The 23,138-nt window shown below is 43.8% G+C and carries 20 protein-coding genes; 6 read left to right on the forward strand and 14 right to left on the reverse strand.

The features are described 5' to 3' along the window. Window position 1: 1 nt before the first annotated feature. From R7M92_RS07145 to malK, 8 genes are all read right to left on the reverse strand, one after another. A complete protein-coding gene (locus R7M92_RS07145) occupies window positions 2-1,249 on the reverse strand; it encodes an O-antigen ligase family protein (protein WP_318133006.1) in 1,248 nt (415 codons plus the stop codon). After that, a complete protein-coding gene (locus R7M92_RS07150) occupies window positions 1,215-2,267 on the reverse strand; it encodes a glycosyltransferase (RefSeq protein ID WP_253657192.1) in 1,053 nt (350 codons plus the stop codon). The genes R7M92_RS07145 and R7M92_RS07150 overlap by 35 nt, the downstream gene beginning before the upstream one ends. Before the next feature lie 2 nt (window positions 2,268-2,269). Then, the gene (locus R7M92_RS07155) at window positions 2,270-3,079 is read right to left on the reverse strand and encodes a putative capsular polysaccharide synthesis family protein (RefSeq protein ID WP_005375261.1); all 810 of its coding nucleotides are present in this window, start codon (window positions 3,077-3,079) and stop codon (window positions 2,270-2,272) included. Next, window positions 3,057-5,237, reverse strand: coding sequence for a polysaccharide biosynthesis tyrosine autokinase (locus R7M92_RS07160; protein WP_318133008.1), 2,181 nt, complete (start codon window positions 5,235-5,237; stop codon window positions 3,057-3,059). Before R7M92_RS07160 ends, R7M92_RS07155 begins: the two co-directional genes overlap by 23 nt. A gap of 15 nt (window positions 5,238-5,252) precedes the next feature. Beyond that, window positions 5,253-5,786 (reverse strand): polysaccharide biosynthesis/export family protein, encoded by a 534-nt coding sequence (locus R7M92_RS07165; protein WP_005375265.1) that lies wholly within the window; start codon window positions 5,784-5,786, stop codon window positions 5,253-5,255. A 12-nt stretch (window positions 5,787-5,798) separates the two neighbouring features. Continuing rightward, window positions 5,799-7,004: an outer membrane beta-barrel protein gene (locus tag R7M92_RS07170; protein WP_213867401.1), complete on the reverse strand. Its 1,206-nt coding sequence runs from the start codon at window positions 7,002-7,004 to the stop codon at window positions 5,799-5,801. 10 nt (window positions 7,005-7,014) lie between these two features. After that, window positions 7,015-8,415, reverse strand: a complete 1,401-nt coding sequence (locus tag R7M92_RS07175; protein ID WP_318133010.1) for an undecaprenyl-phosphate glucose phosphotransferase — start codon at window positions 8,413-8,415, stop codon at window positions 7,015-7,017. Window positions 8,416-8,837: 422 nt separating this feature from the next. After that, window positions 8,838-9,956, reverse strand: coding sequence for a maltose/maltodextrin ABC transporter ATP-binding protein MalK (malK, locus tag R7M92_RS07180; protein WP_005375271.1), 1,119 nt, complete (start codon window positions 9,954-9,956; stop codon window positions 8,838-8,840). Between the two features lie 672 nt (window positions 9,957-10,628). Here malK and malE point away from each other — a divergent pair. From malE to malG, 3 genes are all read left to right on the forward strand, one after another. Then, entirely contained in the window at window positions 10,629-11,807 is a 1,179-nt protein-coding gene (gene malE, locus R7M92_RS07185) for a maltose/maltodextrin ABC transporter substrate-binding protein MalE (protein ID WP_005375272.1), read from the forward strand. A 79-nt stretch (window positions 11,808-11,886) separates the two neighbouring features. Next, on the forward strand, window positions 11,887-13,461 hold the full coding sequence (gene malF / locus R7M92_RS07190; RefSeq protein ID WP_005375273.1) for a maltose ABC transporter permease MalF: 1,575 nt from the start codon (window positions 11,887-11,889) through the stop codon (window positions 13,459-13,461). 12 nt (window positions 13,462-13,473) lie between these two features. Then, entirely contained in the window at window positions 13,474-14,364 is an 891-nt protein-coding gene (malG, locus tag R7M92_RS07195) for a maltose ABC transporter permease MalG (RefSeq protein ID WP_005375275.1), read from the forward strand. Window positions 14,365-14,731: 367 nt separating this feature from the next. Here malG and R7M92_RS07200 read toward each other — a convergent pair whose 3' ends face one another. The 3 genes from R7M92_RS07200 to R7M92_RS07210 form a co-directional block, all read right to left on the reverse strand. Beyond that, a complete protein-coding gene (locus R7M92_RS07200) occupies window positions 14,732-14,977 on the reverse strand; it encodes a hypothetical protein (protein ID WP_005375277.1) in 246 nt (81 codons plus the stop codon). A gap of 171 nt (window positions 14,978-15,148) precedes the next feature. Further along, a complete protein-coding gene (locus R7M92_RS07205; protein WP_005375279.1) occupies window positions 15,149-15,634 on the reverse strand; it encodes an acyl-CoA thioesterase in 486 nt (161 codons plus the stop codon). Between the two features lie 145 nt (window positions 15,635-15,779). Next, entirely contained in the window at window positions 15,780-16,685 is a 906-nt protein-coding gene (locus R7M92_RS07210; protein WP_047101784.1) for a DMT family transporter, read from the reverse strand. Between the two features lie 98 nt (window positions 16,686-16,783). Between R7M92_RS07210 and R7M92_RS07215 the strand changes: the two genes are divergently transcribed. Continuing rightward, entirely contained in the window at window positions 16,784-17,572 is a 789-nt protein-coding gene (locus R7M92_RS07215) for an AraC family transcriptional regulator (RefSeq protein WP_047101782.1), read from the forward strand. Here R7M92_RS07215 and R7M92_RS07220 read toward each other — a convergent pair. Next, window positions 17,567-18,484, reverse strand: coding sequence for a M14 family metallocarboxypeptidase (locus tag R7M92_RS07220; protein ID WP_318133011.1), 918 nt, complete (start codon window positions 18,482-18,484; stop codon window positions 17,567-17,569). The genes R7M92_RS07215 and R7M92_RS07220 overlap by 6 nt on opposite strands. Before the next feature lie 172 nt (window positions 18,485-18,656). On the opposite strand from R7M92_RS07220, the gene R7M92_RS07225 reads away from it, so the two are divergent. Then, window positions 18,657-19,562, forward strand: coding sequence for a DUF808 domain-containing protein (locus R7M92_RS07225; RefSeq protein WP_017821242.1), 906 nt, complete (start codon window positions 18,657-18,659; stop codon window positions 19,560-19,562). A 95-nt stretch (window positions 19,563-19,657) separates the two neighbouring features. Here the strand turns inward: R7M92_RS07225 and pyrC are convergent, their stop codons facing one another. Together pyrC and R7M92_RS07235 are read right to left on the reverse strand one after the other, a co-directional pair. Beyond that, window positions 19,658-20,686, reverse strand: a complete 1,029-nt coding sequence (gene pyrC / locus R7M92_RS07230; RefSeq protein ID WP_262634137.1) for a dihydroorotase — start codon at window positions 20,684-20,686, stop codon at window positions 19,658-19,660. Window positions 20,687-20,841: 155 nt separating this feature from the next. Next, on the reverse strand, window positions 20,842-21,006 hold the full coding sequence (locus R7M92_RS07235; protein WP_005375297.1) for a YqaE/Pmp3 family membrane protein: 165 nt from the start codon (window positions 21,004-21,006) through the stop codon (window positions 20,842-20,844). A 267-nt stretch (window positions 21,007-21,273) separates the two neighbouring features. Between R7M92_RS07235 and R7M92_RS07240 the strand changes: the two genes are divergently transcribed. Beyond that, window positions 21,274-23,091, forward strand: coding sequence for a hybrid-cluster NAD(P)-dependent oxidoreductase (locus tag R7M92_RS07240; protein WP_213897556.1), 1,818 nt, complete (start codon window positions 21,274-21,276; stop codon window positions 23,089-23,091). Window positions 23,092-23,138: the final 47 nt, after the last annotated feature.

Genomic DNA, 23,138 nt, shown 5'->3' on the forward strand with positions numbered 1-23,138 from the left:
ATTATTCATATTCGTGGTGATGGTTTACCGGAAAAGTATGAGCAATGGCCCGTGAGTCGTTGCTCATGCTGATCATGACGGGTAACAAGAGTATTAAAATTATGGTGGTGTTTACCGCAACGAAAAACACCATGATGAGGGCGTATATCGCAAGTAATAGGCTTTTTCTGTTTTCATTAAGGCTGCGGAAGCAAAAGCGAATAAAAAGAAAATAACCACCAAACAGCAGACCGATACCAAGCAATCCGTATTCAATTGCGGTATCTAACACAAAGTTGTGGGTGTAGATCGCCAGCTCATCATAGTTAAAGTAACTGATCATAAAGTTGGGTAACATTTTCGCGCCGACACCTAACACCGGGTGTTGAAGTAAAATATCTAGCCCATTGGCAAGTAAAAGTTTTCTATGAAGATTCGATACCCAGCGGGCTTCACTTTGGTTGGCAAATAAGACGTCTTCTTGGGTTATTTCCAATGTGTCTGCTAGCGTTTCAAACCCAACGTAGAGTGTGGTTGTGACGGCAGTAAACACAATGAAGCTCAAGGCTAATAAAATTGTCCACGTGTACGTTTCGCTGAGCGATTTTCTCATTAAGTTTTTTACGAGCAGTTGGTCAAAGAAGAAAAGCAGACAAAAACCAAGTAGCGCTTTTCTTTCTTGTGACAACACCAGTAATACTAAAGCTACGAGCATCAAAAGGTGGAAAGCGCGAATTTTATCTCGATAAAGGTACAGTAGCGAGCACAGTACACCGAACCCGTATTTACTTACCCCGAGTAACTTAAACCCGCTTTGATAGCCCTGAGCAAAGTGCCATAAGGCAACGAGCGTACAGATGAAAAACAACAGATACGTGAAATAAACCATTACCCGTTCGTCATCAAACACGCCATAGGCGTACATTAGGCTCAGTAGGCACAAAATCGCTAACCATTGCACAGTTTCTATAATTAGCGGCATTAAAGGGACGCGATTTAGCAGACCATTTATGAACACATACCCAGTGAACAATATGAGGAACCCCATACAGGGATGCATGAGTTTTTCAGCTTTTCCTTCCAATACCACTAATGCAGTAAAACCAATAGACAAAAGGCTTGCGATGTCAGATGGGGCTAGCGCTATTCCTCCAGCACGAAACTTCATTGGAATAAAGAACAATACTAATAGGCATGCTGCAAGCAATGAGGCGCGATGGCTCGATGGCGCGGAACTATTTGTTGGCGCAAAGCTGCTGGTAGATTCCATAGTAACCTTCACGAAATTTATCGATGGTGTAGAGAGAGGCCCTATTGACTGAGTATTGACTTGCAGCGTCATACCGCTTAACACTTTCACACAGCTGGAGCACTTTTTGGCTCAGTTCAGTGGCGTTACCAACCTGAAATAAATATTCGGCACGTCCGGTGACGTCATCCAAACCAGGTACGTCCGATGATAATACGGGTAAGCCTGCTGCCATGGCCTCAACCGCCGCCAAGCCAAAGCCTTCGACGTGCGACGATTGCACGTAAATATCCATGTCGTTCAAAAAGGCAGGAATGTCAGAAACTACGCCATGAAAGTGAACACGTTGCGCGACGTTGATTTTTGTTGCCAATGCTTGCAGTGACGATTTTTTTTCTCCATCTCCCGCAAGGTGGAGTTCGTATCGTCTTGGTAAATGGATAAGTGCTTGGATAAGCGTTTCATGATCTTTATGTTGGTGAAGTCGGCCCACCATTCCAATCTTGATAACTGGTTTGTCGATTAGGTGGCTGGCGCATCTTGGCGTCATAGAAAACCTTTTTAAATCAACGCCATTGTGCACCACGTGATATTTGTGTTGGTAGCGAGGCATGAACTTCACCAGTTCATCTTGTACTTTTTCACTAATACTGACTGTCAAGTCGTGGCCCCAATATAAGACGTATTCCATGAACTTAAACAGCGGATAGTCACGTCGACGGTTATAAGAACAGTGCTCAGTCTGGATTCGTTTTTTACCTACCGCCAATAGCGCTAGGTAAATGGAAGGGTAGAGGTGCCCGTGAACGACATCCGGCCAACGCAGCAAAGAGAATTTCTCACTCAATGGCAATGTGCGCCAGTTAAAACACTCTATGCCTTGGGCGGATAGCATTGGTAAGTAATCATTTTCATCACACAAGACCAAAATTTTGATTTCGTATTCAGGCTTATGTTCTAAAACAAGGTCGACTAAGAACTTCTGAGCACCGCCGTTCTGAGAAAGATCATTAATAATATGTAGAATCTTGGTTTTCATGATTAATTGGTCAGATATTGCTGTTTAAGGTCGGTGATTTCTGCATTTGAGAAAAAGTGCTTCGTCAATTTAGAATTCAGCATTTCTTCAACGTACTCGGGTGTAGGTTGAAATTGCGTTTTGAATTCTTTCATTAGTGGCGAGTACCATTTGTTGTCTGATTGATTTTCATAAACAACATCCACGGGGTAACCTAAAAAGTCTTCAACTGCGGAGTTAGCCTTCGTTAGCTTGTCACTTCGAATGACCAACAGTGAGAAGTTATTGTTATGGTATGTTTGATAGCCTACTTCGTGATTAAAAGACTCGTTAAACACATCAATCCCTGTTAGTTGTTTGATCTCGTTGTCAAACCACTGCAGCGCATATTGATGATTCATGTGCTTATCAAATGCTTCTTGGAGTAATTGAGGTCGTTCGGTACGTATTGCGCTGTCATCCTTTAGATATTTGTCCGCCATCCAAAAAGGAAGTGCTTGAAAGAACATTGAGACATTTCGTCCGATCGGTTCACGCACTAGCGAGATGATTCGAACTTTTTTCTTGCGCTTTAACATATGGCTCATCGTTATACGCTTTAGTCGTCGCTTTAACGCATTGATCTGAGGCTTATGCAATTGCGCTCTAACGGGGGATATTTGTTTTTGCGCATCGACGGTCATAAGGTCGTGCAAGTGAATCGAGTTAGGAATGGAATGCTCTAATGCACTCGAACCTACTTTGCCCATTTGATAGATCAATACCGGCTGTTCTTGGCTTTTCAACGTTTGGTACCAAGATAGGTTTACGTTAGTAGGCGTATTTCTGGACATAGAGCGTCTCTCCTTCCTTGGCCTTGGCTTGTGTGATTAAGACGCCAAGAGATGGAACTGAGTGTTGTATTTGTTTAGATAACGCAAGGTTAACCAGTGATGATTTTGTTGATTCTGAGCGAATGACGGTAATCAGACCATTGGCATATTGACCAAGAATAAGTGCGTCACTCACTGACAGTAGGGGCGGCGTATCGATAATGATCCGGTCATACTTATTTTGAAAATGTTCGAGCAACTTTTTAAAGCGATCAGAAGCCAGTAATTCCTGTGGGTTTGGCGGAATTAGGCCGGCCGATAATACATCTAAGTTGGCTTCTTTTATATGTGTAACACAATCTTTGATTGGCGTATCCATCGTCAGGATATGCGTTAAGCCAGGGCTTGATTCAGCAATACCGAATCGCTTTGCGATGGAAGGTCGACGTAAATCGCAGTCGATGATCAACACCTTTTCCATTTTTGAAAACGACACCGCCATATTGATACTGGTTGATGTTTTTCCTTCTTCTGGAATAGCAGAGGTAAAGGGCAATATCTTTTGCTTCGTGTTGGTTAATCTGAGCAGAAGCGAGGTTCTGACGGAGCGGCAAGCTTCACTAAATAGCTTTTCTTCATCATCTAAATACGCGGTATAACTGACGCCGTTTTTACGCAAATTGCGTTTTTTGACCATAGGAATCACACCTAAACACGTAACACCAAGTTTTTCCTGCACATCGGCTGTGCTTCGGATAACTTCTCGCATCGTTTCTAAGATGATGACTAGAGCGCAAGCAATGGCAAAGCCAAAAAAGGTGGCAATTAGTACCAGTTTGATTCGTTGTGGTGCCACCGGGAATAGAGGAATGATGGCTTTATCAGTAAAGCGAGCAGTGACATTCTTGTAGTCGCTGGTGGCGTTGGTCTCTTTCTCACGATTTAAGAACGCTTCATAGAGTGCCTTATTGGATTCAACCTCGCGTTTTAACTGTTCGTAACGCGCTTTTTGTGACCCTAACGATTGGAAGTCTGACTTTTTGTTATCGAGTTCTGCGCGAAGCATGTCCTCTTGCGCTTTTGCAGCAAGAAGGTCTTGTTGCTTACTGAAGGAAATGTCACGGATGAGTTGCTGGGTTCTAGATTGAATTTCAGCAAGCTGCGCTTTCGCCTGAATCATTCGATCATGCTTAGGTCCGTAGCGCTGTGCCAGTTCAGAGAGATTTTTGGCTGCCTGTGCTTCCGACAATTTTAGATCGCGGATTTGCGCTTGATTAGCGAATTCATCAATTGACAACAAGCTGTCTAAACTTTGCGAAGATTTACGTCGTAACAGTTGGATTAACGTCTGCGCTTCAATACGCTTATTAACAGCGATATTCAGCTTGCGAGTGAGTTCTTCTAGCTCATTTGCGTAAATTTCATCAATACCGTTTATATCGATCAACCCTTCTTTTAACAAGAATTCTTGCAGCGCTTGCTCCGAGTTACGTAATCGCTCCTCCAATTTTTGAGAGTTATTTGTCAACCAAGTAGCCGCATTTTGTGTAACGACCAATTTGGCTTCAAAATTTGCGTCAATGTAGGCTTGGCCGACCGCGTTGGCGATTGTCGTCGCAAGCTTAGGATCGGTAGAACGAAAGCGAATTCTGACTAATTGGGTGTTACGTACTGGCTCAATATCGAGTTTACTTCTGAAAGCTTGAAGTGCCTGATAATAGGACTCTGAAAACTGGGCGGTTTCTTTTGGGCTTGGTGCCACATTCAGTAGGTCTTGAACAAAAGGAATCGACTTTATTTGGTCGATTTTTTTATTTAACCCCCCTGAGCTTGTGAATTCAGGTAATTGGGTGAGGTTCAGCTCTCTAATGACCTTATCTGCAATATGATTCGATTTTAAAATGGCGATTTGCGTTTGAAAGTACTCTTTTTTTGTCGTGTCGACGCCATATACTTCCTCGATTGAAAGGGCGCTTTTTTGCTCCTCTTGGATGAGTAGCGTAGCTGTAGCTTGGTATATCGATGCTTTGGAGTAGATATACCAAGTACAAGTTAATGAGAACAGAAGCGTGAATGCTGCGATGTTTAGCCAATTCTTTTTAATCGCTTTGAAGTGATGGCCAAAACGAATCAGTTCTACTTTGTTCATCTGGAGATTATTTGGATGAGTCCCGTTCATTTGATTCCCTGTCACTTAAAAGAAGCTCTGGTCAATAAATACAATGTCACCAGGTTCAACGTTGCGGTGCATACTGACCCCTTCCATCGTTTGACCTGTTTTATGCTTGGTGAGGTTAATGCCTTTGCGTGAGGCTCTGTCGGTCAAGCCACCTGCTAGAGCGATGGCCTTCTCTATGGTTAACCCTGGACGGTACTCAAATCCACCAGGTTTCCTGACTTCGCCATTAACGTAAAACAGACGAAAGTTATTGATGGTGACCATCACTTTTGGATTGATGAGATAATCGCCTTTTAAGCCCGTTTCTATTTCGTACTTGAGTTGTTTTGGTGTTTTTTTGATTGCTTTAATTCGGCCAAGGTAGGGGTAATCAAAGTAGCCATCTGACGTTATTAGAATATTTTTAATCGTAAGATCTTCTTCACCATAGACCTGCACGGAAATGGTATCGCCAGTATCGAGTAAGTAATCTTCCTCGTTTGAGTCAGCGTTGACCAAAGTGCTAAATAGCAACAACGCTACACTCATGAATTTGATGAATGCCTTCATTAATAATCCTTTTTACAGAGAAAACTGTGCGCTTAAAGTCCAAATATTTTGTTCGAAGCTATAATCCGATCGGCTAGAGTTTTTATCTTGGTATTGCCAATCGGCTTGCAGCTGTATCCAACGTTTGATCTGATAATCGATACCAAAAGATAGAGTGTACCGATCGTCGTTTCTGGAGATTCCCGTGTAATCATCTTGTTGATAAACAGCACCTAAGCGAGTTGCAAGGTAACTATTCCAATCGTGCTTGAGGTTCAGTCGGTAACGAGTTTGTAGGTTGTAATCGCCATCTTGATCGGGGTTAACCGCCGCTTGAGTGGTTTTCACGCTGACTAGAGTTTGTTCTTGAGGCAACCATTCAAAGCCGATATCCCAACTAAAGCCTTTAAATGTCTCTCGTTGAGCGCTGTCAAAATCTTTGATTTGATAACCGATTCGAGCGATGCCTTTGGTTTTTCCTGTGACTTCCCATTCGGCACCGGTGTAATAGAAACTGGTGTTGTTATCTTTCGATGGCTGCGCAGAATTTCGGTGCTGATACTCGGTTACGATTTGGTTTGTTCCGACTAACCAATAGGTTCTTGGCGTCGCTCTTAAATAGAACTCCAAATGTGCATTGGGAGCTCGAAAATCGTTGTATTTAGTTTTCGCGTTTGGGCGCCCAGGCAAGCCGTCACGATAGTTTTGATAGGTTTTATCACTATAGCCTAAACCGAATTCGAGTCTGCCTTTGGCACCGTTAGATCCAAAGACATAATTGGTTTTTACATCGTTACGGTTGAACTCTATTGGTGAGTCGATTGCGCTACCATTACCTTCGGTAATATCTTCTCCTCGAACTTCATGCTGGGCGCGAAAACGGTAATCAACCACTAAACGATGACGATGATTAAATTCGAAAAAGTTGGAAAACTGAAAAGTGTGGTCGTCGAAGTCGTTGCGATCGTCAGATGAAAAGCCAGCTTTTAACTTATATAAAATATCTGCGCGATAGCGATTCCGTTCTATACGTGCTAGTAAGCTTGGTTCTATACCCCAAATATTGACCGATTCTACATTGCCGGATTTTTCCGCTTTATTGATGTTGTCATCTCCCTCGTAGAAAGTTTTTACGAGGGGAATCAACTCTATACCAGACTCGGTTTGGTAAGCCATCGGTTCTGCGAGCAAGTCAGTAGAAAACAGACTCAATGCTATTGCCATTGTCAGTTTCTTCATAATCTCAACCTTAGTAAGCGTTAGCACCAGTGAAGCCTTTGAAAACGGTCATAAAGATGATTTTGATGTCCATCCAAACCGACCAATGGTGGATGTAATCCAAATCAAACTCGACTCTCTTTTCCATTTTTTCTAAGGTGTCGGTTTCGCCGCGATAACCATTAATCTGTGCCCAGCCAGTAATGCCTGGTTTTACTTTGTGACGTAGCATGTAGCGATCCACGATCTGACGGTATTCTTCATTGTGTGCCACGGCATGAGGGCGTGGGCCGACAATAGACATGGTCCCTTGCAGTACATTGATAAATTGAGGCAGTTCGTCCAAAGAAGTGCGACGCAGAAATCCGCCAAAAGGCGTAATACGAGGATCGTTCTTTGTCGCCTGTTTCACGTTGGAACCTTGATCCATGGTTGTCATTGAACGGAACTTCCAGACTTCAATCTTGCGTCCATCAAGACCGTACCGATGTTGTTTAAAGATGACAGGGCCTTTAGAAGTTGCCTTAATGCCAATCGCAATGACGAATAGAATAGGGGCGATTAAGACCAAAATAATGCTCGAAAACAAGATGTCTTCAAACCGTTTTACCCAAGAAGAAACTCCAGCAAAAGGTGTATCAAAGACACTTAGAGTTTGAACTTGGCCAATCTGCGCCCAACGAGAATGTAAAAGGTTATAAGTGAAGAAGTCGGGAATCAGATACGTATTTGCGGTGGTGTCTGAGAATTGGTTAAGAAGTGACGCAATGCGCTCTTTTGCGTGCATTGGCATCGCGATATAGACGTAATCTACTTCCCCTTTTTTAGCTCGCTCAAGGGCGTGGTCAACAGCTCCTTTAATAGGATAATCAGAATTTGGCAATCTGTCGGAAGATCGTTCGTCGTAAAAACCATCAAAAAGCACACCGTGTTCTGTGTGGCTTTGAATTTCGTTAGCTAGGGTAATGCCGTGAGGAGTTTGGCCGATGATGATCGCAGTGCGAGTGTTGAATCCTTTTTTTCTCAAATAGGCTAATCCGGTACGGAACGTTACTCGCCATGCCAAAAGCAGAGCGGGCGTAATCGCAAACCACAGCACTAAAATTGTGTTATCAAATAAGGTATGGACTTCAGAAAAATACAGCACAATAAAGATAAGTGCAGAAGTCACCGCCCAAGCAACACAGACAATAAACATCTGCTCTTTAAACGAACTGGTTCGCCAAGAGCGATACAGATTGCCGCTTTCTGCCATAAATAGAAAGGAGATGCCTCCAACGAAAGCCAATATGACGTAATCTTTCCCCATCGCAGTATTCATGTCTTTGAACACTAAAAGCAGCATAAAAGAGACGATGACAGCAAGATCTGAGATGCGATATAAAAAAGCGAACTCCATCTCATGAGAGCGGATAAGTCCTTTTTGTTTCATGACTCAGTTTCCCTTCTGACACGCTACCGCCCTTGGGTGTCTTCCCCAATTGCCGTGTCGTGAACGTTATTAGTAGTTAGTGCACAGAGCATTCTGTGGAATGCTGCTGAGTTTTTTGTCACGTGTAATTTCGTTGATAAGTGTAAAAATTTGCTTTGTTGAGGTAAGTGGAAATAAGAATGATATTTAGCCCTTTGGCTAAGTTTGGCGGGTTAGGAAAAAGCTGGTACTTACTTATGAGGAATGAGGAAAAGTATTAAAAATGAAGTATCAGTACAAAGACAATGGTCTATGTGAGGGTAGAAGAAACGGGTGATTTGATTCGTTCACGATTAATGATTTAGTATCGAATTGCTGATATTTATTAAGATAAAAAAATCCCTCTCACTTGAGAGGGATTTTTTTGAGTAAGGACGAATGAATTATTCGACTTCTACGCCGTTTTCTTTGTATAGGCGGCGGCATGCGCGACCATCACTGTGGAACAGGTGACAACGATGAGCTGGAATACCGATCTCGATTTTATCGCCAGTGTCGACTGCAAGCGTGTCAGGCTGACGGAAAATAACGTCGGCGTCCGCACCTTCTAGGTTTAGGTATACTTGAGTTTCGTTACCTAGCTTCTCAACAATCATCACTTCACCGTGAATACTTGCATCAGCTTCAGAAGCGGATAATAGGTGCTCAGGGCGAATGCCTAAAGACATTCGGTCGCCGCGGTTAACTGTTGTACCATCCACCGGAATCCAGAAAGATACGCCGTTAGATAGTTGAACTTTGACGCGCTCTGCTTCTACTTCATCAATGAATACGCTCATGAAGTTCATTTTCGGAGAACCGATAAAGCCAGCTACAAAGCGGTTTTGTGGGTAATGGTAAAGCTCAAGCGGCTTACCAACTTGCGATACATAACCGCCGTCTAGTACAACGATTTTATCTGCCATTGTCATCGCTTCTACCTGATCGTGCGTTACGTAGATCATGGTACAACCAAGTTGGCGTTGTAGCTTAGTAATTTGTGCACGCATGTTTACACGCAGTGCCGCATCCAAGTTTGATAGTGGCTCGTCTAGAAGGAATACATTTGGCTGCGATACCAATGTTCGGCCAATCGCCACACGTTGACGCTGTCCACCAGAAAGTGCTTTTGGTTGGCGCTCAAGCAAGTGGCCTAGTTGTAGGATTTCTGCTGCTTGTTCAACACGCTTGTCGATTTCTGCTTTGTCTGCTTTTGCTAGTTTCAAGCCAAATGACATGTTGTCATATAAGTTAAGGTGCGGGTAAAGAGCGTAAGACTGGAATACCATACCAACACCACGTTTGGATGGTTCGACGTCATTCATGCGCTGGTCACCAATATACAAATCACCTGAAGTAATGTCTTCAAGACCGGCAATACAACGTAAAAGGGTAGATTTACCACAACCTGATGGACCTACAAAAACAACAAATTCACCTTCGTTGATTGTTAGGTCTACGTTCTTAGAAATCAGTACGTCGCCATACGCTTTACAAACATTTTTTAACGTGACACTCGCCATGTAGCTCGTCCTCGATCAATTTTTTATTATTCACCGCTCATCATTATATGAATTATCTAGCGAGCAGTAACAGTAGGAATCGGTAAGTTCTTGCGGTTGGTAAGAAAAGTAGGGTAGCACTTCAATAAAATGTCCTGAATAGAAGTGCTACCCATCATAGCCAAGTACGAGTTTCTCTCCCCCACATTATTCGTATTGTCTCCCCCGTGAAATAATTACCACAAACAACACTAATAATGACATTCCACTCGTCTGGCAATGCAAAACCAGCAAATCTTTTTCCTAATACGTAGGCACTGCTGGGAAAGGGTTCTTACCATCCACTCTTGGATGACTGCAGTTTCTAAGATTGTGCGTAGTGCGACATCCTCCTAATAGAAATAATTGTAGGGGGAGTAGAAAGGGAGGAGTAAAAAAGGAGGAGGAAGAAAGCAGTTGGTCGGAAATCACATTATTGCACCACCTAAAGTTGAAACCGATCACAGGAACTATCCATTTTGTGATTTGAGTCTCTTACCCTTGGCGATTTAGATCACGAAAATACGTCATAATTGTAAGGGCGTAGGGATTAGGAGGATGAGACATATTGGATTATTTCAGATGATATATGTCGAAATACGGCTGAACCTCAATGGACTAGCCCTACATCAAAAATATAAAAAGGATACGAACATGAAAAAGTTAAGCGCTGTAGCACTAGGTACTCTTGTTGCTTTGGGTTCTTTTGGTGCTAATGCTGCCATCGAAGAAGGACAACTTACTATCTGGATCAACGGTGATAAAGGCTACAACGGCCTTGCTGAAGTTGGTAAGAAATTTGAAGAAGACACAGGCATTAAAGTGACTGTGGCTCACCCAGATGGCCTTCAAGACAAATTCCCTCAAACTGCAGCGACTGGCGACGGTCCTGATATCGTATTCTGGGCTCACGACCGTTTCGGTGGTTACGCAGAAGCTGGCCTGCTAGCAGAAATTAAACCTTCTAAGAATATTCAAGAAGGTATCGTTGATTTCGCTTGGGATGCAGTACGTTACGACGGCAAATTGATCGGCTATCCAGTTGCGGTTGAGTCTCTATCTCTAATCTACAACAAAGACCTAGTTCCAAACCCACCAAAGTCTTGGGAAGAGGTTGCAGCATTAGATGCAAAACTTAAAAAAGACGGTAAGTCTGCAATCATGTGGAACCTAAAAGAACCGTACTTCACTTGGCCACTAATGGCGGCTGATGGCGGCTACGCGTTTAAATACACTTCTGAAGGTTACGATGTTAAAGACGCAGGTATCGCGAAAGAAGGCGTTAAAGACGCAATGAGCTTCGTAAAAGGCTTAGTTGATAAAGGCGTAATCTCTGCGGATATGGATTACTCCGTGTCTGAGTCTGCGTTCAACCAAGGCAAAACAGCGATGACGATCAACGGTCCATGGTCTTGGGGCAACATTGAGAAGTCTGGCGTTAACTACGGCGTGACTACGCTACCTAAGTTCCAAGGTCAATCTTCTAAGCCATTCGTTGGTGTTCTAACGGCTGGTATCAGCACTGCGTCTCCAAACAAAGACCTAGCAGTTGAGTTCATTGAGAACTACCTACTAACAAACGATGGCCTACGTATGGTTAACAACGATAAGCCTCTAGGTGCGGTAGCACTTAACTCGTTCCAACGTGAGCTAGATTCAGATACTCGTATCGCAGCAACAATGGACAATGCGATGAACGGCGAAATCATGCCAAATATCCCTCAAATGAACGCATTCTGGGGTGCGGCTAAGAACGCAATCATCAACGTAGTTGACGGTCGTCAAACTGTCGATGCAGCTCTTGCAGATGCAGAAAAACAAATGACTAAATAATTAAGTAAGACCTTTTTAAGGAGGAGGCAACTCCTCCTTACTTTTCTATATTTATTCTATATTCGCTAGCAGGTTCCCTATGCAGTCAGTTCAAGGTACAAATGCTATGACAGCACCAGAAGCCAGCCTTCCGAGCAGCAAAAAAGTGTTCATGAAATGGTCACTTTTAGGCACAGTCGGCATCATCAATGGCTACGCAACAATCCTTATGTATTCTCGCGGTGAGATTGCGTTTGCACTACTTACGCTCATTCTTACCGCTTTAGCGTTGTTCATCTTTGGTAGCAAAAAGACGTACGCACACCGTTACATCTACCCTGGTATAGCAGGGATGATCCTTTTCATTCTTTTTCCTTTGGCGTACACCATAGGTTTGGCGTTTACCAACTATAGCGCGAAGAACCAACTCTCTTTTGATCGCGCTCAGAACGTACTTTTGGACCGAACTTACCAAAGTGGTGATAGCTACCCGTTCACTTTGTATAAAACGGAGCAAGGCCATCAACTTGTGGTTGAAAAAGATGGTGAGCTACTTGCAAGCCCGACTTTTCAGCTTGATAACCTTTCAGCATCGGAGTTTGATCTTTCACCAATTGAAGAAGTGACGGGTGAAAAAGAATCAATCAAGGCGATTGTTAAGAACCGCAGTGCGTTGAGCAGTGTCGATTTACATTTGCCAAGCGGTGATGATATCCGTATGAGTGGGCTGCGCAAATTTGCTGCAGTTGTACCTTTGTACACATTACAAGAAGATGGTGAAACGCTTTACAACAACCGGACTGAAGAAACGCTACGTCCAAATATGGAAGTAGGTTACTACCAGCCTGTCGATGAAAACGGTCAATTTGTTGGCAGCACAGTGTCACCAGGTTTCGTGGTGAACATTGGTACCCACAACTTTGAGCGTGTTTGGAAAGATGATGGTATCAAAGAGCCGTTTATCAGTATCTTTATCTGGACCATTGTTTTCTCTGCGCTAACCGTATTATTTACGCTTGTTATTGGTCTTGTCCTTGCCAGTGTGGTTCAGTGGGAAGCACTTAAAGGTCGCTCAGTTTACCGTTTGTTGCTAATCCTGCCTTATGCAGTTCCGGCGTTTATTTCTATCTTGATCTTTAAAGGTTTGTTTAACCAAAGCTTTGGTGAGATCAACATGTTGTTGGAAGGCTTGTTCGGCATTAGCCCGGCTTGGTTCTCTGATCCGTTCATGGCGAAAACCATGATCTTAATTGTGAACACTTGGCTTGGTTTCCCTTACATGATGATTTTGTGTATGGGCTTACTAAAAGCGATTCCAGACGATTTATATGAAGCATCAGCCATTGATGGTGCGAACTTTGTCACGAACTTCACACGTATCACACTACCAATGATGTTGAAGCCGTTAACACCATTGTTGATCGCGAGTTTTGCATTTAACTTCAACAACTTCGTACTTATCCAGTTGTTGACTGGCGGTGGTCCAAATATGATTGGTACATCAGAGCCTGCGGGTTACACCGACCTACTAGTAAGTTACACCTACCGAATCGCATTCGAAGGTGCTGGCGGTCAAGACTTCGGCCTAGCAAGTGCGGTAGCAACGCTTATCTTCCTATTGGTTGGCGCATTGGCACTTATCAACCTACGCGTAACTAAAGTAGCTCAGGACTAAGGAGAAATTACAATGGCAATGGTACAAGGTAAGTCATTAAAGTATCGTGTTTGGGCTACTCATATTGCAATGTGGGCATTCTTGGCACTGATTATTTTCCCTTTACTGATGATCATCGCGATTTCATTCCGTGAAGGTAACTTTGCAACGGGTAGCCTGATCCCAGACAACCCAACACTTGATCACTGGAAATTGGCATTAGGTTTCTCGGTGACTAATCCAGACGGTACAGTTACACCGCCACCATTCCCAGTAATGACATGGCTGTGGAACTCGGTAAAAGTGGGTGGTATTTCTGCAATCCTAATCGTGGCGCTATCAACCACATCGGCTTACGCGTTTGCTCGTATGAAGTTCAAAGGTAAGAACACCATTCTTAAAGCGATGATGATCTTCCAGATGTTCCCTGCAGTGTTGGCATTGGTTGCTCTGTACGCGTTGTTCGACAAACTGGGTCAGTACATTCCTTTCCTTGGTCTGAACACGCATGGCGGTCTGATCTTCGCTTACTTAGGTGGTATCGCACTGCACGTTTGGACCATTAAAGGCTACTTCGAAAGTATTGACTCGTCTCTAGAAGAAGCGGCGGCTCTTGATGGTGCTACACCATGGCAAGCATTCCGTTTGGTATTGCTGCCACTGTCTGTGCCAATCCTAGCGGTAGTCTTCATCTTGTCGTTCATCATGGTAATTGGTGAAGTTCCTGTAGCGTCACTACTGCTTTCTGATGTAGACTCGTACACACTTGCAGTGGGTATGCAGCAATACCTATATCCACAAAACTACTTGTGGGGTGACTTTGCCGCAGCTGCTGTACTTTCAGCAGTGCCAATCACTGCCGTATTCTTACTTGCGCAGCGCTGGTTGGTTGGTGGTCTAACCGCTGGTGGTGTGAAAGGATAATCTCTTGTGGTCTGAGATTGATAAGAATAACTAGAAAAGGGCGACCACATGGTTGCCCTTATACTTAGCACGGATATTACAATTTTGGTTTGGCCGCCGATCAGTAATATCTTGGCTTTTATTGGCGTTACGCATAGCTGGCTGTTAGCTTAGTTCCTTACGATTCAATCACTAACAGTTTTTGTAACCATAACCTGAGTTTAGACTCAGGTTTTTTTATGCCTGTTAAAGGCAATTTTGCAATAAGTAGATAGAGATTAGCGGCTTTGCAATGGATTACACAGGGCTTGAATAATGCCCTGCGTAGCACTTCACATAAATAACTAGAGCTTAGTAAAAAGCTAAATTGAGGTAGGGAAGGAAGAGATTAAAACTCTCGGCTGGAAGGTGCGCATCCAACGTATTGAAGCAGCGTGTACAAACTTTCTTGCTGCAGTGCGACGCGACGAAATAAATTAGCAAAGGTAACGTCACCGCCAAAGCAAGTTTGAATGTAATGATTAATTTCTGTTTCGTTATACCCCTCGACGTACATGGTTCTCACCCACTGGTACTCGACCGCTTTTAAATTGGTCAACGTCTCTTCACTTAAGGTCGTTTCTTTTAGTCTCAAGATCCAAACTCTATCCAACTCTAAAATAATGGATGGATTTAAGCAAAGCTAGGTGAAGGATTTATGACAGAGAAGGGCGAGCGTGAAACAAATGGCGAAACCATGATGTTGCTCCACACTCTGGGTCTAGGTAACGTTGAGGTACTTAATAGCGTTCTTAACGGATGCCAGTTACTTGAGATATTTAACGTGTGCTTCCATTTCTTCCCCAATCTCTTTACGCATGTTCATAAGACGGATAGCGGATTGCTCTAAGGCTTTGTCTTCATCTGACTCTGGAATCCATTTCGGTACATCGGTTGGTTTTCCGTTTTCATCTACAGCAACCATGATAACGATACAGTGAGTGGTGAGTCTGTTTTTCATTTGCTTTGGATCACTGGCTTGCACGTCAATCGCAATGTGCATTGAGCTTCGTCCGGTATAAATGACTTTCGCGCTAACTTCGACTAAGTTGCCGACATGAATCGGCGCAACAAACCGAATGCCGCCAGCATATGCGGTAATGCAATATTTACCACTCCACGCTGCAGAACAGGCGTACGCTGCCAAGTCGATCCATTTCATTACGGCGCCGCCGTGCACTTTTCCGCCGAAATTGACGTCGCTGGGTTCTGCTAAAAAGCGAAGGGTAATGTCTCTTTGACCACTGCTCATCTGTCTTTCCTTGATGGGTTATTGTTTTCCCAATTTAGCAGCAAGATGAATTTTCGGGAATAGCGAATGAAACAAAATATTAACTTTTATTCGAACGCTGGAAGTGACAAGCCACAGCGTATTTCTGTGGCTTGAGGTGTAGATGTTAATTGGCGGTAGAGGCAATCTCAGAATTGGACAATAGTTTTCTCTGTCTTACTTTTATTTGCGACAGGATAACGCCAGAGATGACTAACAACCCACCAATAATATGGTAAGCGTAAATTTTCTCGCCAATTAGTGTTGAAGCAAGTATGACGGAAACCACAGGCATTAGGTTCATGAACATAGCGCTTGAATCAGCACCAATTGAATCAATCGCTTTTACCCACATCAGCGGCGCGAAAATGGAAGCAGCAATACCAGCATAAGCGATTAACGGTAGCGCATCTTGGCTTGGTAACAGTTGCTCACTAGAGAGCCAAAGTGGTGTGAGCATCAAAACAGAAAAGAAGCCCTGCATGTAAACCAGAGTCAGACTACTGAATGGCATTTTCCAGCGTTTTAGCAGAACACAATAAGCCGCGTATACCATGGCAGCAACGAGCATTAAGCTGTCACCTTGCGTTAAGTCTTGATGTAAAAAGTAAGTGATATCACCGTGACCAAGCATAAATGCCAAGCCGCCGAGCGAAATGACACCACCGACGATACTTAACATTGATATAGATTTACCGAGCAATGGGACACTTAAAAACACACTGATCAAAGGAACTAAAGAGGTGATCAGGGCCATATTAGAGGCCGTTGTTGTTAAACCGGCATAGTATCCAAGTGACTGGTTGAGAACCATACCAAGTAACGCAAGAAACGCCAACTTAGCTAAGTAAGGTCGAATAATGTGTCGTTGTTTGATGATTGCAGGCAGGCAAAATGGCGTTAGGAGTACCATTGCGACAAACCAACGGTAGAAACTCATCGCACTTGGTTCAATGGCGCTTGCTGCCATCTTGTTCACAATTGAGTTACCACCCCAAATCATAACGGTGAAAAACGGAAGTAAATAAATCATGAGAACCCTATAGCACAATTATTGATGGCGCTAGTCTGGCAGGTCTTTATAATAAAAAGTATCTCTTAAAAGACATCGTAAGCGATAGGAAGACAATTTTGAAAAAGAGCGCCAGAAATCTTCACCCCTCCTTATCAATCGATCGTGCGCCATCAGATGTATTTATGAATTTCGAAGCGTTTCTCTCTAATACAGAAACACGAATTCATAGCCACCCTTGGGGGCAAGTGCAACTGATCAGCGGTGGGATTCTGGAGATGGATGCAGAAGACACAAGATTTCTAGCACCTCCACATCTTGCTATTTGGGTTCCCGCCGGAGTTCGTCACACTAGCTACAACCGTAAGCCAATCGAATATTGTTCTTTGAACATTGCCCCTGAATTGACGGCGCATTTTCCAACTAAAACGAGCTTGATCAAAGTGACTCCAATCGTGTCATCTATTATTGAGGACTTTCGTCAGCGAGACATTAACGTGGCGCAAACTGATGAAGACAAGCGCTTGGTACAAGTGTTATTGGACCAGCTTGCAAAGCAAGAAGTCGAACATCACTTTTTACCGACTACCGACAATAAGTATCTTGAACCGATTTTAAAAGCAGTAGAAGAATCGCCGACGGATGAGATCAGTTTGGCGGAGTGGGCGGCAAAAGTGCATACCACAGAACGCACGTTAGCGAGACATTGCCAGAGTGAATTAGGAATGAGCTTTACTGAGTGGCGCTTACGTGTACGATATTTACATTCTATGGAGTTGCTGCGTAAAGGGCAGACAGTAAAAGAAGTCGCTCTGACGTTAGGTTATAACCAAGCTAGCCCTTTTATCGCGATGTTCAAGAAATACTCCGGCATGACACCGGAGCAATACAAGAATCGATTGTTATAGCTGAGCGATTATGTAATTCAAACCACCCACCACGGCTGCAACCTGTGCATCGTTACATTCTTCGTCGGTCACCGTTGGGCTGTCTGGGTACACTTCCGTTGTCGTGCTGTAAACGCAATTTGTTACGCCGCCACACAGGCCCAGTTTTACCATTGGGTAGTTGATAACGCCAAACTGTACGACGGGTGAACCAATGATTTCGCCGTTTTCATCTGTTGGTGCAATGTGAGTCACTTTTGCAACTGACTCAATGACCGCTTTTTGGAAGTCAGGCTGAGGGTTTTCACTATCTCCCACCGTGTAAAAGCCATCTGGGATCATACCTTCAATGTACTCAATACCATCACGAGCAGCTAAGGCTGGACGGAACTCAGTTTCGTCAGAATCTGTCGTTTCATGTAGATCAATGTGCATTAACACATCGCCTAAAGTTGCAACGAGCTTCATGAGGTTAGCGGACTCTTCAGCAGGGCTGTCTTTATAGAAAGAGCGGTTTGGATCAATCGCGTTTGGATTCCAGCGGTTGATCACCTCGTAACCCCAAGGGCTTACGCAGGGTACAACGACAATATTGAAATGCTTTGCATAGCGCTCTGCTTCCGTTTCTACAAACTTTAAAGCGCCATGTACACCGCTGGTTTCGTAACCGTGCACGCCGCCTGTGACCAACACAGCAGGTTTAGTTGAATCCCAATTGCGTGTTTTGATACAAAACAGAGGGAAGCGTGCCTCGTTGTATGAGAGCGCACCATATTGTTCAACATCAAAACGCTCGCGTAGGGCATCGATTTTACTGACGACTTCATCTTGGTAGCTACGTTTTACTTCTTGCGTTGCTAACCAAGCTTTACGTTCTTCTTCGTTCCAAGGTTGGCCAGGAGTACCGATCGGGTAAATGTATCCACTTTTCATCTATACTTTTTCTTTTGACTGCTGAAAGGTATCACAAGACTAGACCTGTCTTATCTTTACGGCAATATAAAACACCATTTGGGGTGGTATTCTTTGCAAAATCATCACTTTGATGAGTGATTCATTGGTGTTACATTTTGTTACTTACTCAATTTCATATAAGAGACAAAAAATGGCTGGAGCAAGTTTACTCACACTGTTGGACGATATTGCCACGGTGCTTGATGATGTCGCCTTAATGTCAAAAATGGCGGCAAAGAAAACCGCAGGTGTATTGGGAGATGATCTAGCGTTAAACGCTCAACAAGTGTCTGGTGTTGCATCTGAGCGAGAGATTCCAGTGGTTTGGGCGGTTGCAAAAGGCTCATTCAAAAATAAATTGATTTTAGTTCCTTCAGCTTTACTTATTAGCGCGATTATTCCATGGCTTATTATGCCATTATTGCTAATTGGCGGCTTATTTCTCTGCTTTGAAGGGGCAGAGAAAGTACTTGAGAAAGTGTTTCCTCACTCGCATCCGCACGAAGAAAAAGAGGAGCTAGTTAATACTGGCGAGTCGATAGAAGAGTATGAAAAGCGTAAAGTTTCTGGTGCGATTCGGACAGACTTTATCCTTTCAGCAGAAATCATCGTGATTGCGTTAGGTACCGTGACAGGAGCCAGTCTTGTTACGCAAATTTTAGTTGTCAGTTTAATTGCAGTGATTATGACGGTTGGAGTTTATGGACTAGTCGCTGGGATTGTGAAGCTAGATGATTTAGGCCTTTACCTTGAAAGTCGCTCAAACGGTAAAGGTTGGGTGGCGAAAGTCGGAGGGGCCTTGGTCGCTTTTGCACCAAAGTTGATGAAGTTGTTAACCATTGTAGGAACTGCTGCGATGTTTTTGGTGGGTGGAGGAATTGTGGTGCACAACGTGCCAGCCATTCATCACTTTGTAGAGCCGATTATTATGAACTTTAGTGGTCATTCGGTTGCTACAGCCATTTTGCCTATTTTACTGAACGGTATTATCGGCTTTGTGGCGGGGTTGGTTGTGGTTGCGGTATGGACGATGGTTGAAAAGCTTCGTGGTCAATAATCACATCTAAAACATGAGACGATAATAACAAGGGTCATGACTTCTTTTTACAAAAAGCATGACCCTGTTTTATGGGTGAAACGTCAGTAAAGTACTTACTTCACTTTCCACTCGATCTGTTCATTTGCTCGAATAGGCACAACGATATCATTGCCAAATGGCATCGTTTCTGGCACATCCCAAGCGGATTTTTCTAACGTTACTGTATCTGTGTTACGTGCAATGCCGTAAAAATCAGGACCGTTGAAGCTTGCGAAAGCTTCCAAGTTTTCCAACTTGCCTTCTTTTTCGAAGACTTCTGCATAAAGCTCTAGCGCTGCGTGTGCAGTGTAAGAACCAGCACAACCGCAAGCCGATTCTTTTGCCCCTTTCGCATGTGGCGCTGAGTCTGTACCTAGGAAAAACTTCTTGCTACCACTAGTTGCTGCTTCGATCAGCGCTTGCTGGTGGGTTCCGCGCTTAAGAATTGGCAAACAGTAGAAATGAGGTTTAATACCACCCACAAGCATGTGGTTACGGTTGAAAAGAAGATGGTGGGCAGTGATGGTAGCCGCTACGTTGTCTGAGGCGTTGTTAACGAAGTTTGCTGCGTCGGCGGTGGTGATATGTTCTAGAACGATTTTAAGATTAGGGAAATCATTGACGATAGGAGCGAGGACAGTATCAAGGAATTCTTTCTCTCGGTCGAAGATATCAACATCGTGATGTGTTACTTCCCCATGAACCAAAAGTAACATTCCTACTTCTTCCATCGTTTCGAGAACGTGGTAAATGTTCTTCGCATTGGTCACACCGGAATCTGAGTTTGTGGTAGCGCCTGCAGGATAGAGCTTGGCAGCAACAATGTGTCCGGTTGCTTTAGCCTTACGTATTTCGTCTGGTGTCGTGTTATCTGTAAGGTAAAGCGCCATTAAAGGCTTAAACTGTTCGCCATGTTGCTCTTTGAGAATTCGGTCACGGTAGGCTAGGGCGAGCTCAGTTGTAGTAACAGGTGGGACGGTATTTGGCATAATCAGCGCACGGCCATTGTAGCGGCTGATGTCGCGAACGGTGTCTTTAAGAACTTCCCCATCGCGTAAGTGAACGTGCCAGTCGTCAGGACGAGTGATAGTCAGTGTTGTCATTAATTGCTCCCACCATTGAAAAGTTGTCTGATTGGAGCCTAAGCGCCGTATTTGCTTTTGAGCAAACGCTTGCGCTTAGGCGACAGGATGATAGAGGAATTGCCCTCATATTTCATCCCATTTTTCAATTTTATAAAGAGTGAGAGTGTAAGTGGTTACTTCATTGTTAACCAAAGCGCGTGGATCGTACCTGGTAGAAAGAAGAAACACGTCAATATTAGATTAATCAAAAAGTCTTTATTTAGACCTTTCTCCATAAACACCGCGACAGGCGGAAGAAAGATACATAACAAAATCAGAACCAGTTTTCTTGTATCCATAATTAAGCTCCAAATCGATAAATGGGAGTAGTGATAACTTGGGTGAATTATGTGTGTCGTATCACACTTTATCAAACGGTATTTGGTCAGAACGGTGTTAAAAAACGCGAATATTGAGTGTAGTAAATACTTGTCACTAAAACCAAATTTATAAGAATATGGTTTCGAGAAAGTTGCGATGGATGAAGAGGCAGTAGACTCTGCAACTTAATGTGATTTGAGTATACAATACCGCAACAAATAAAAAACACCCGTAGGAAGAAGGCCATGTCGCAACCCGTTTTATCCCAAATTAATGTTTTTCCGGTTAAGTCAGTTGGCGGATTATCGCTGTCGTCCGTATGGGTTGAGAAGCAAGGATTGAGCTTCGATCGTCGCTTTATGATTGCGAAAGCTGATGGCTCGATGATCACTGCGCGAAAGTATCCGCAAATGGTAACCATTAAGTCTGCCTTATTGTCCGATGGAGTGGTGTTTAGTAGTTTGGGTATGGAGCCACTTAAAATCCGTTACCAAGATTTCAAAATGCAGGAGACACCTGCAACGGTTTGGAAAGATACATTTACTGCCTATACCACGACAGATGATGCAGATGACTGGTTTAGTCGTGTGTTGGGGCAACGCGTTGAGTTGTTGTTTAGTGGTGAGCAATCGAATCGTGTCCGTGAAAAGCTAGGTCAAAACGTCAGTTTTGCTGATGGTTATCCGGTTTTAGTGATCAGCCAAGCTTCACTTGATGAGCTGAACCGAAGAAGTTCAGAGCTACACTCAATGGATCAGTTTCGTACTAACTTAGTTGTCTCTGATACTAAACCATTTGAAGAAGATTCATGGAAGCGCATACGAATCGGTGAGGTAGAGTTTGAGTCTCTCAAACCTTGCGAGCGCTGTATCCTGACTACGGTGAATACCCAAAGAGGCACATTCCGTGAGAGCAAAGAGCCGCTCAAAACCTTGCAACAGTTCCGTGCAAACGATGTCGGTGGTGTGTTCTTTGGCCAGAATCTTGTCGCGCGAAATGAAGGCATTATTCGTCAAGGCGATAAAGTTGAAGTATTGGAGTACAAAGAGCCGGAGTTTTACGTAGATAACTCGCCAGTGCGCATGAAGCTTACATGTGTTGAGCGTGAAGACATTGCCCAAGACTTTGTGACCTTATGGTTAGAGCCAAACAAAGGTTCGTTGCCTAATTACTTGCCAGGACAACACCTGCCAATAGAGGTGAATATTGATGGTAAGAAAGTGGGTCGACGCTATACCTTATCATCCAGTCCTTCTCGCCCGGGTCGTTATGCTATTTCTGTAAAGCGTATCGCGGGTGGAAGAGTCTCTAACTCACTCTTGGACAACTTACAAGTCGGTGATGTTTTAGAGGCAGAACAACCTGACGGTCAGTTCCACCTTAAAACGCATGAAGCGCAGCCTCTGCTGTTACTCTCTGCGGGTAGCGGAGTAACACCAATGTTATCAATGGTGCGTTACTTAGCGGATCACAATCAGTTGGATAATGTGGTTTTCTACCATCAATGTCGCACCGAGAATGATATTCCTTGTCGCTCAGAGTTGGAGCAGTTAAAGCGTGAGCACCCAGGGCTAGAAGTAAAAGTCTGTTTAACGCAACCTGCTGTTGATTGGTTTGGTTTGAAAGGGCGTTTAAGTTTGTCACACATTAAGCAAATCAAAGATGTTGAACAGCGGCAGGTGTTTGTGTGTGGTCCTGATGGTTTTATGGAGAAAGCGAAAAATCTCCTGCTAAGAAAAGGGCTGCCAGAGGAAAACTACCATCAAGAAGCGTTTGGAGTTTCTTCTCTTACGTCAAAGCCAGAGAAAAGTCTCGCTATTGACTTTAATGGAACTAAAGTCGTAGGCAACAACCAAAAAACGTTGTTAGATCAGCTCGAAGATGCTGGGAAGGTCATCAGCAATAGCTGTCGTGCTGGCTTATGCGGCGCGTGTAAAGTTCAGCTTACGTCGGGGCAAGTTCATCATCCGGACGTGCCCGCGTTGACTGATGAGGAACGTGCAATGGGAACCGTATTGGCGTGTTGTGCTGTGCCAGAGACGGACATAACAGTAACCAACTAGGCGAGAGCACCTTTGTCCTTCGACAAAAACTGTTCCTAGACAAAAAA

It is taken from the genome of Vibrio sp. Vb2880, assembly GCF_033337975.1.
Lineage (GTDB): Bacteria > Pseudomonadota > Gammaproteobacteria > Enterobacterales > Vibrionaceae > Vibrio > Vibrio alginolyticus.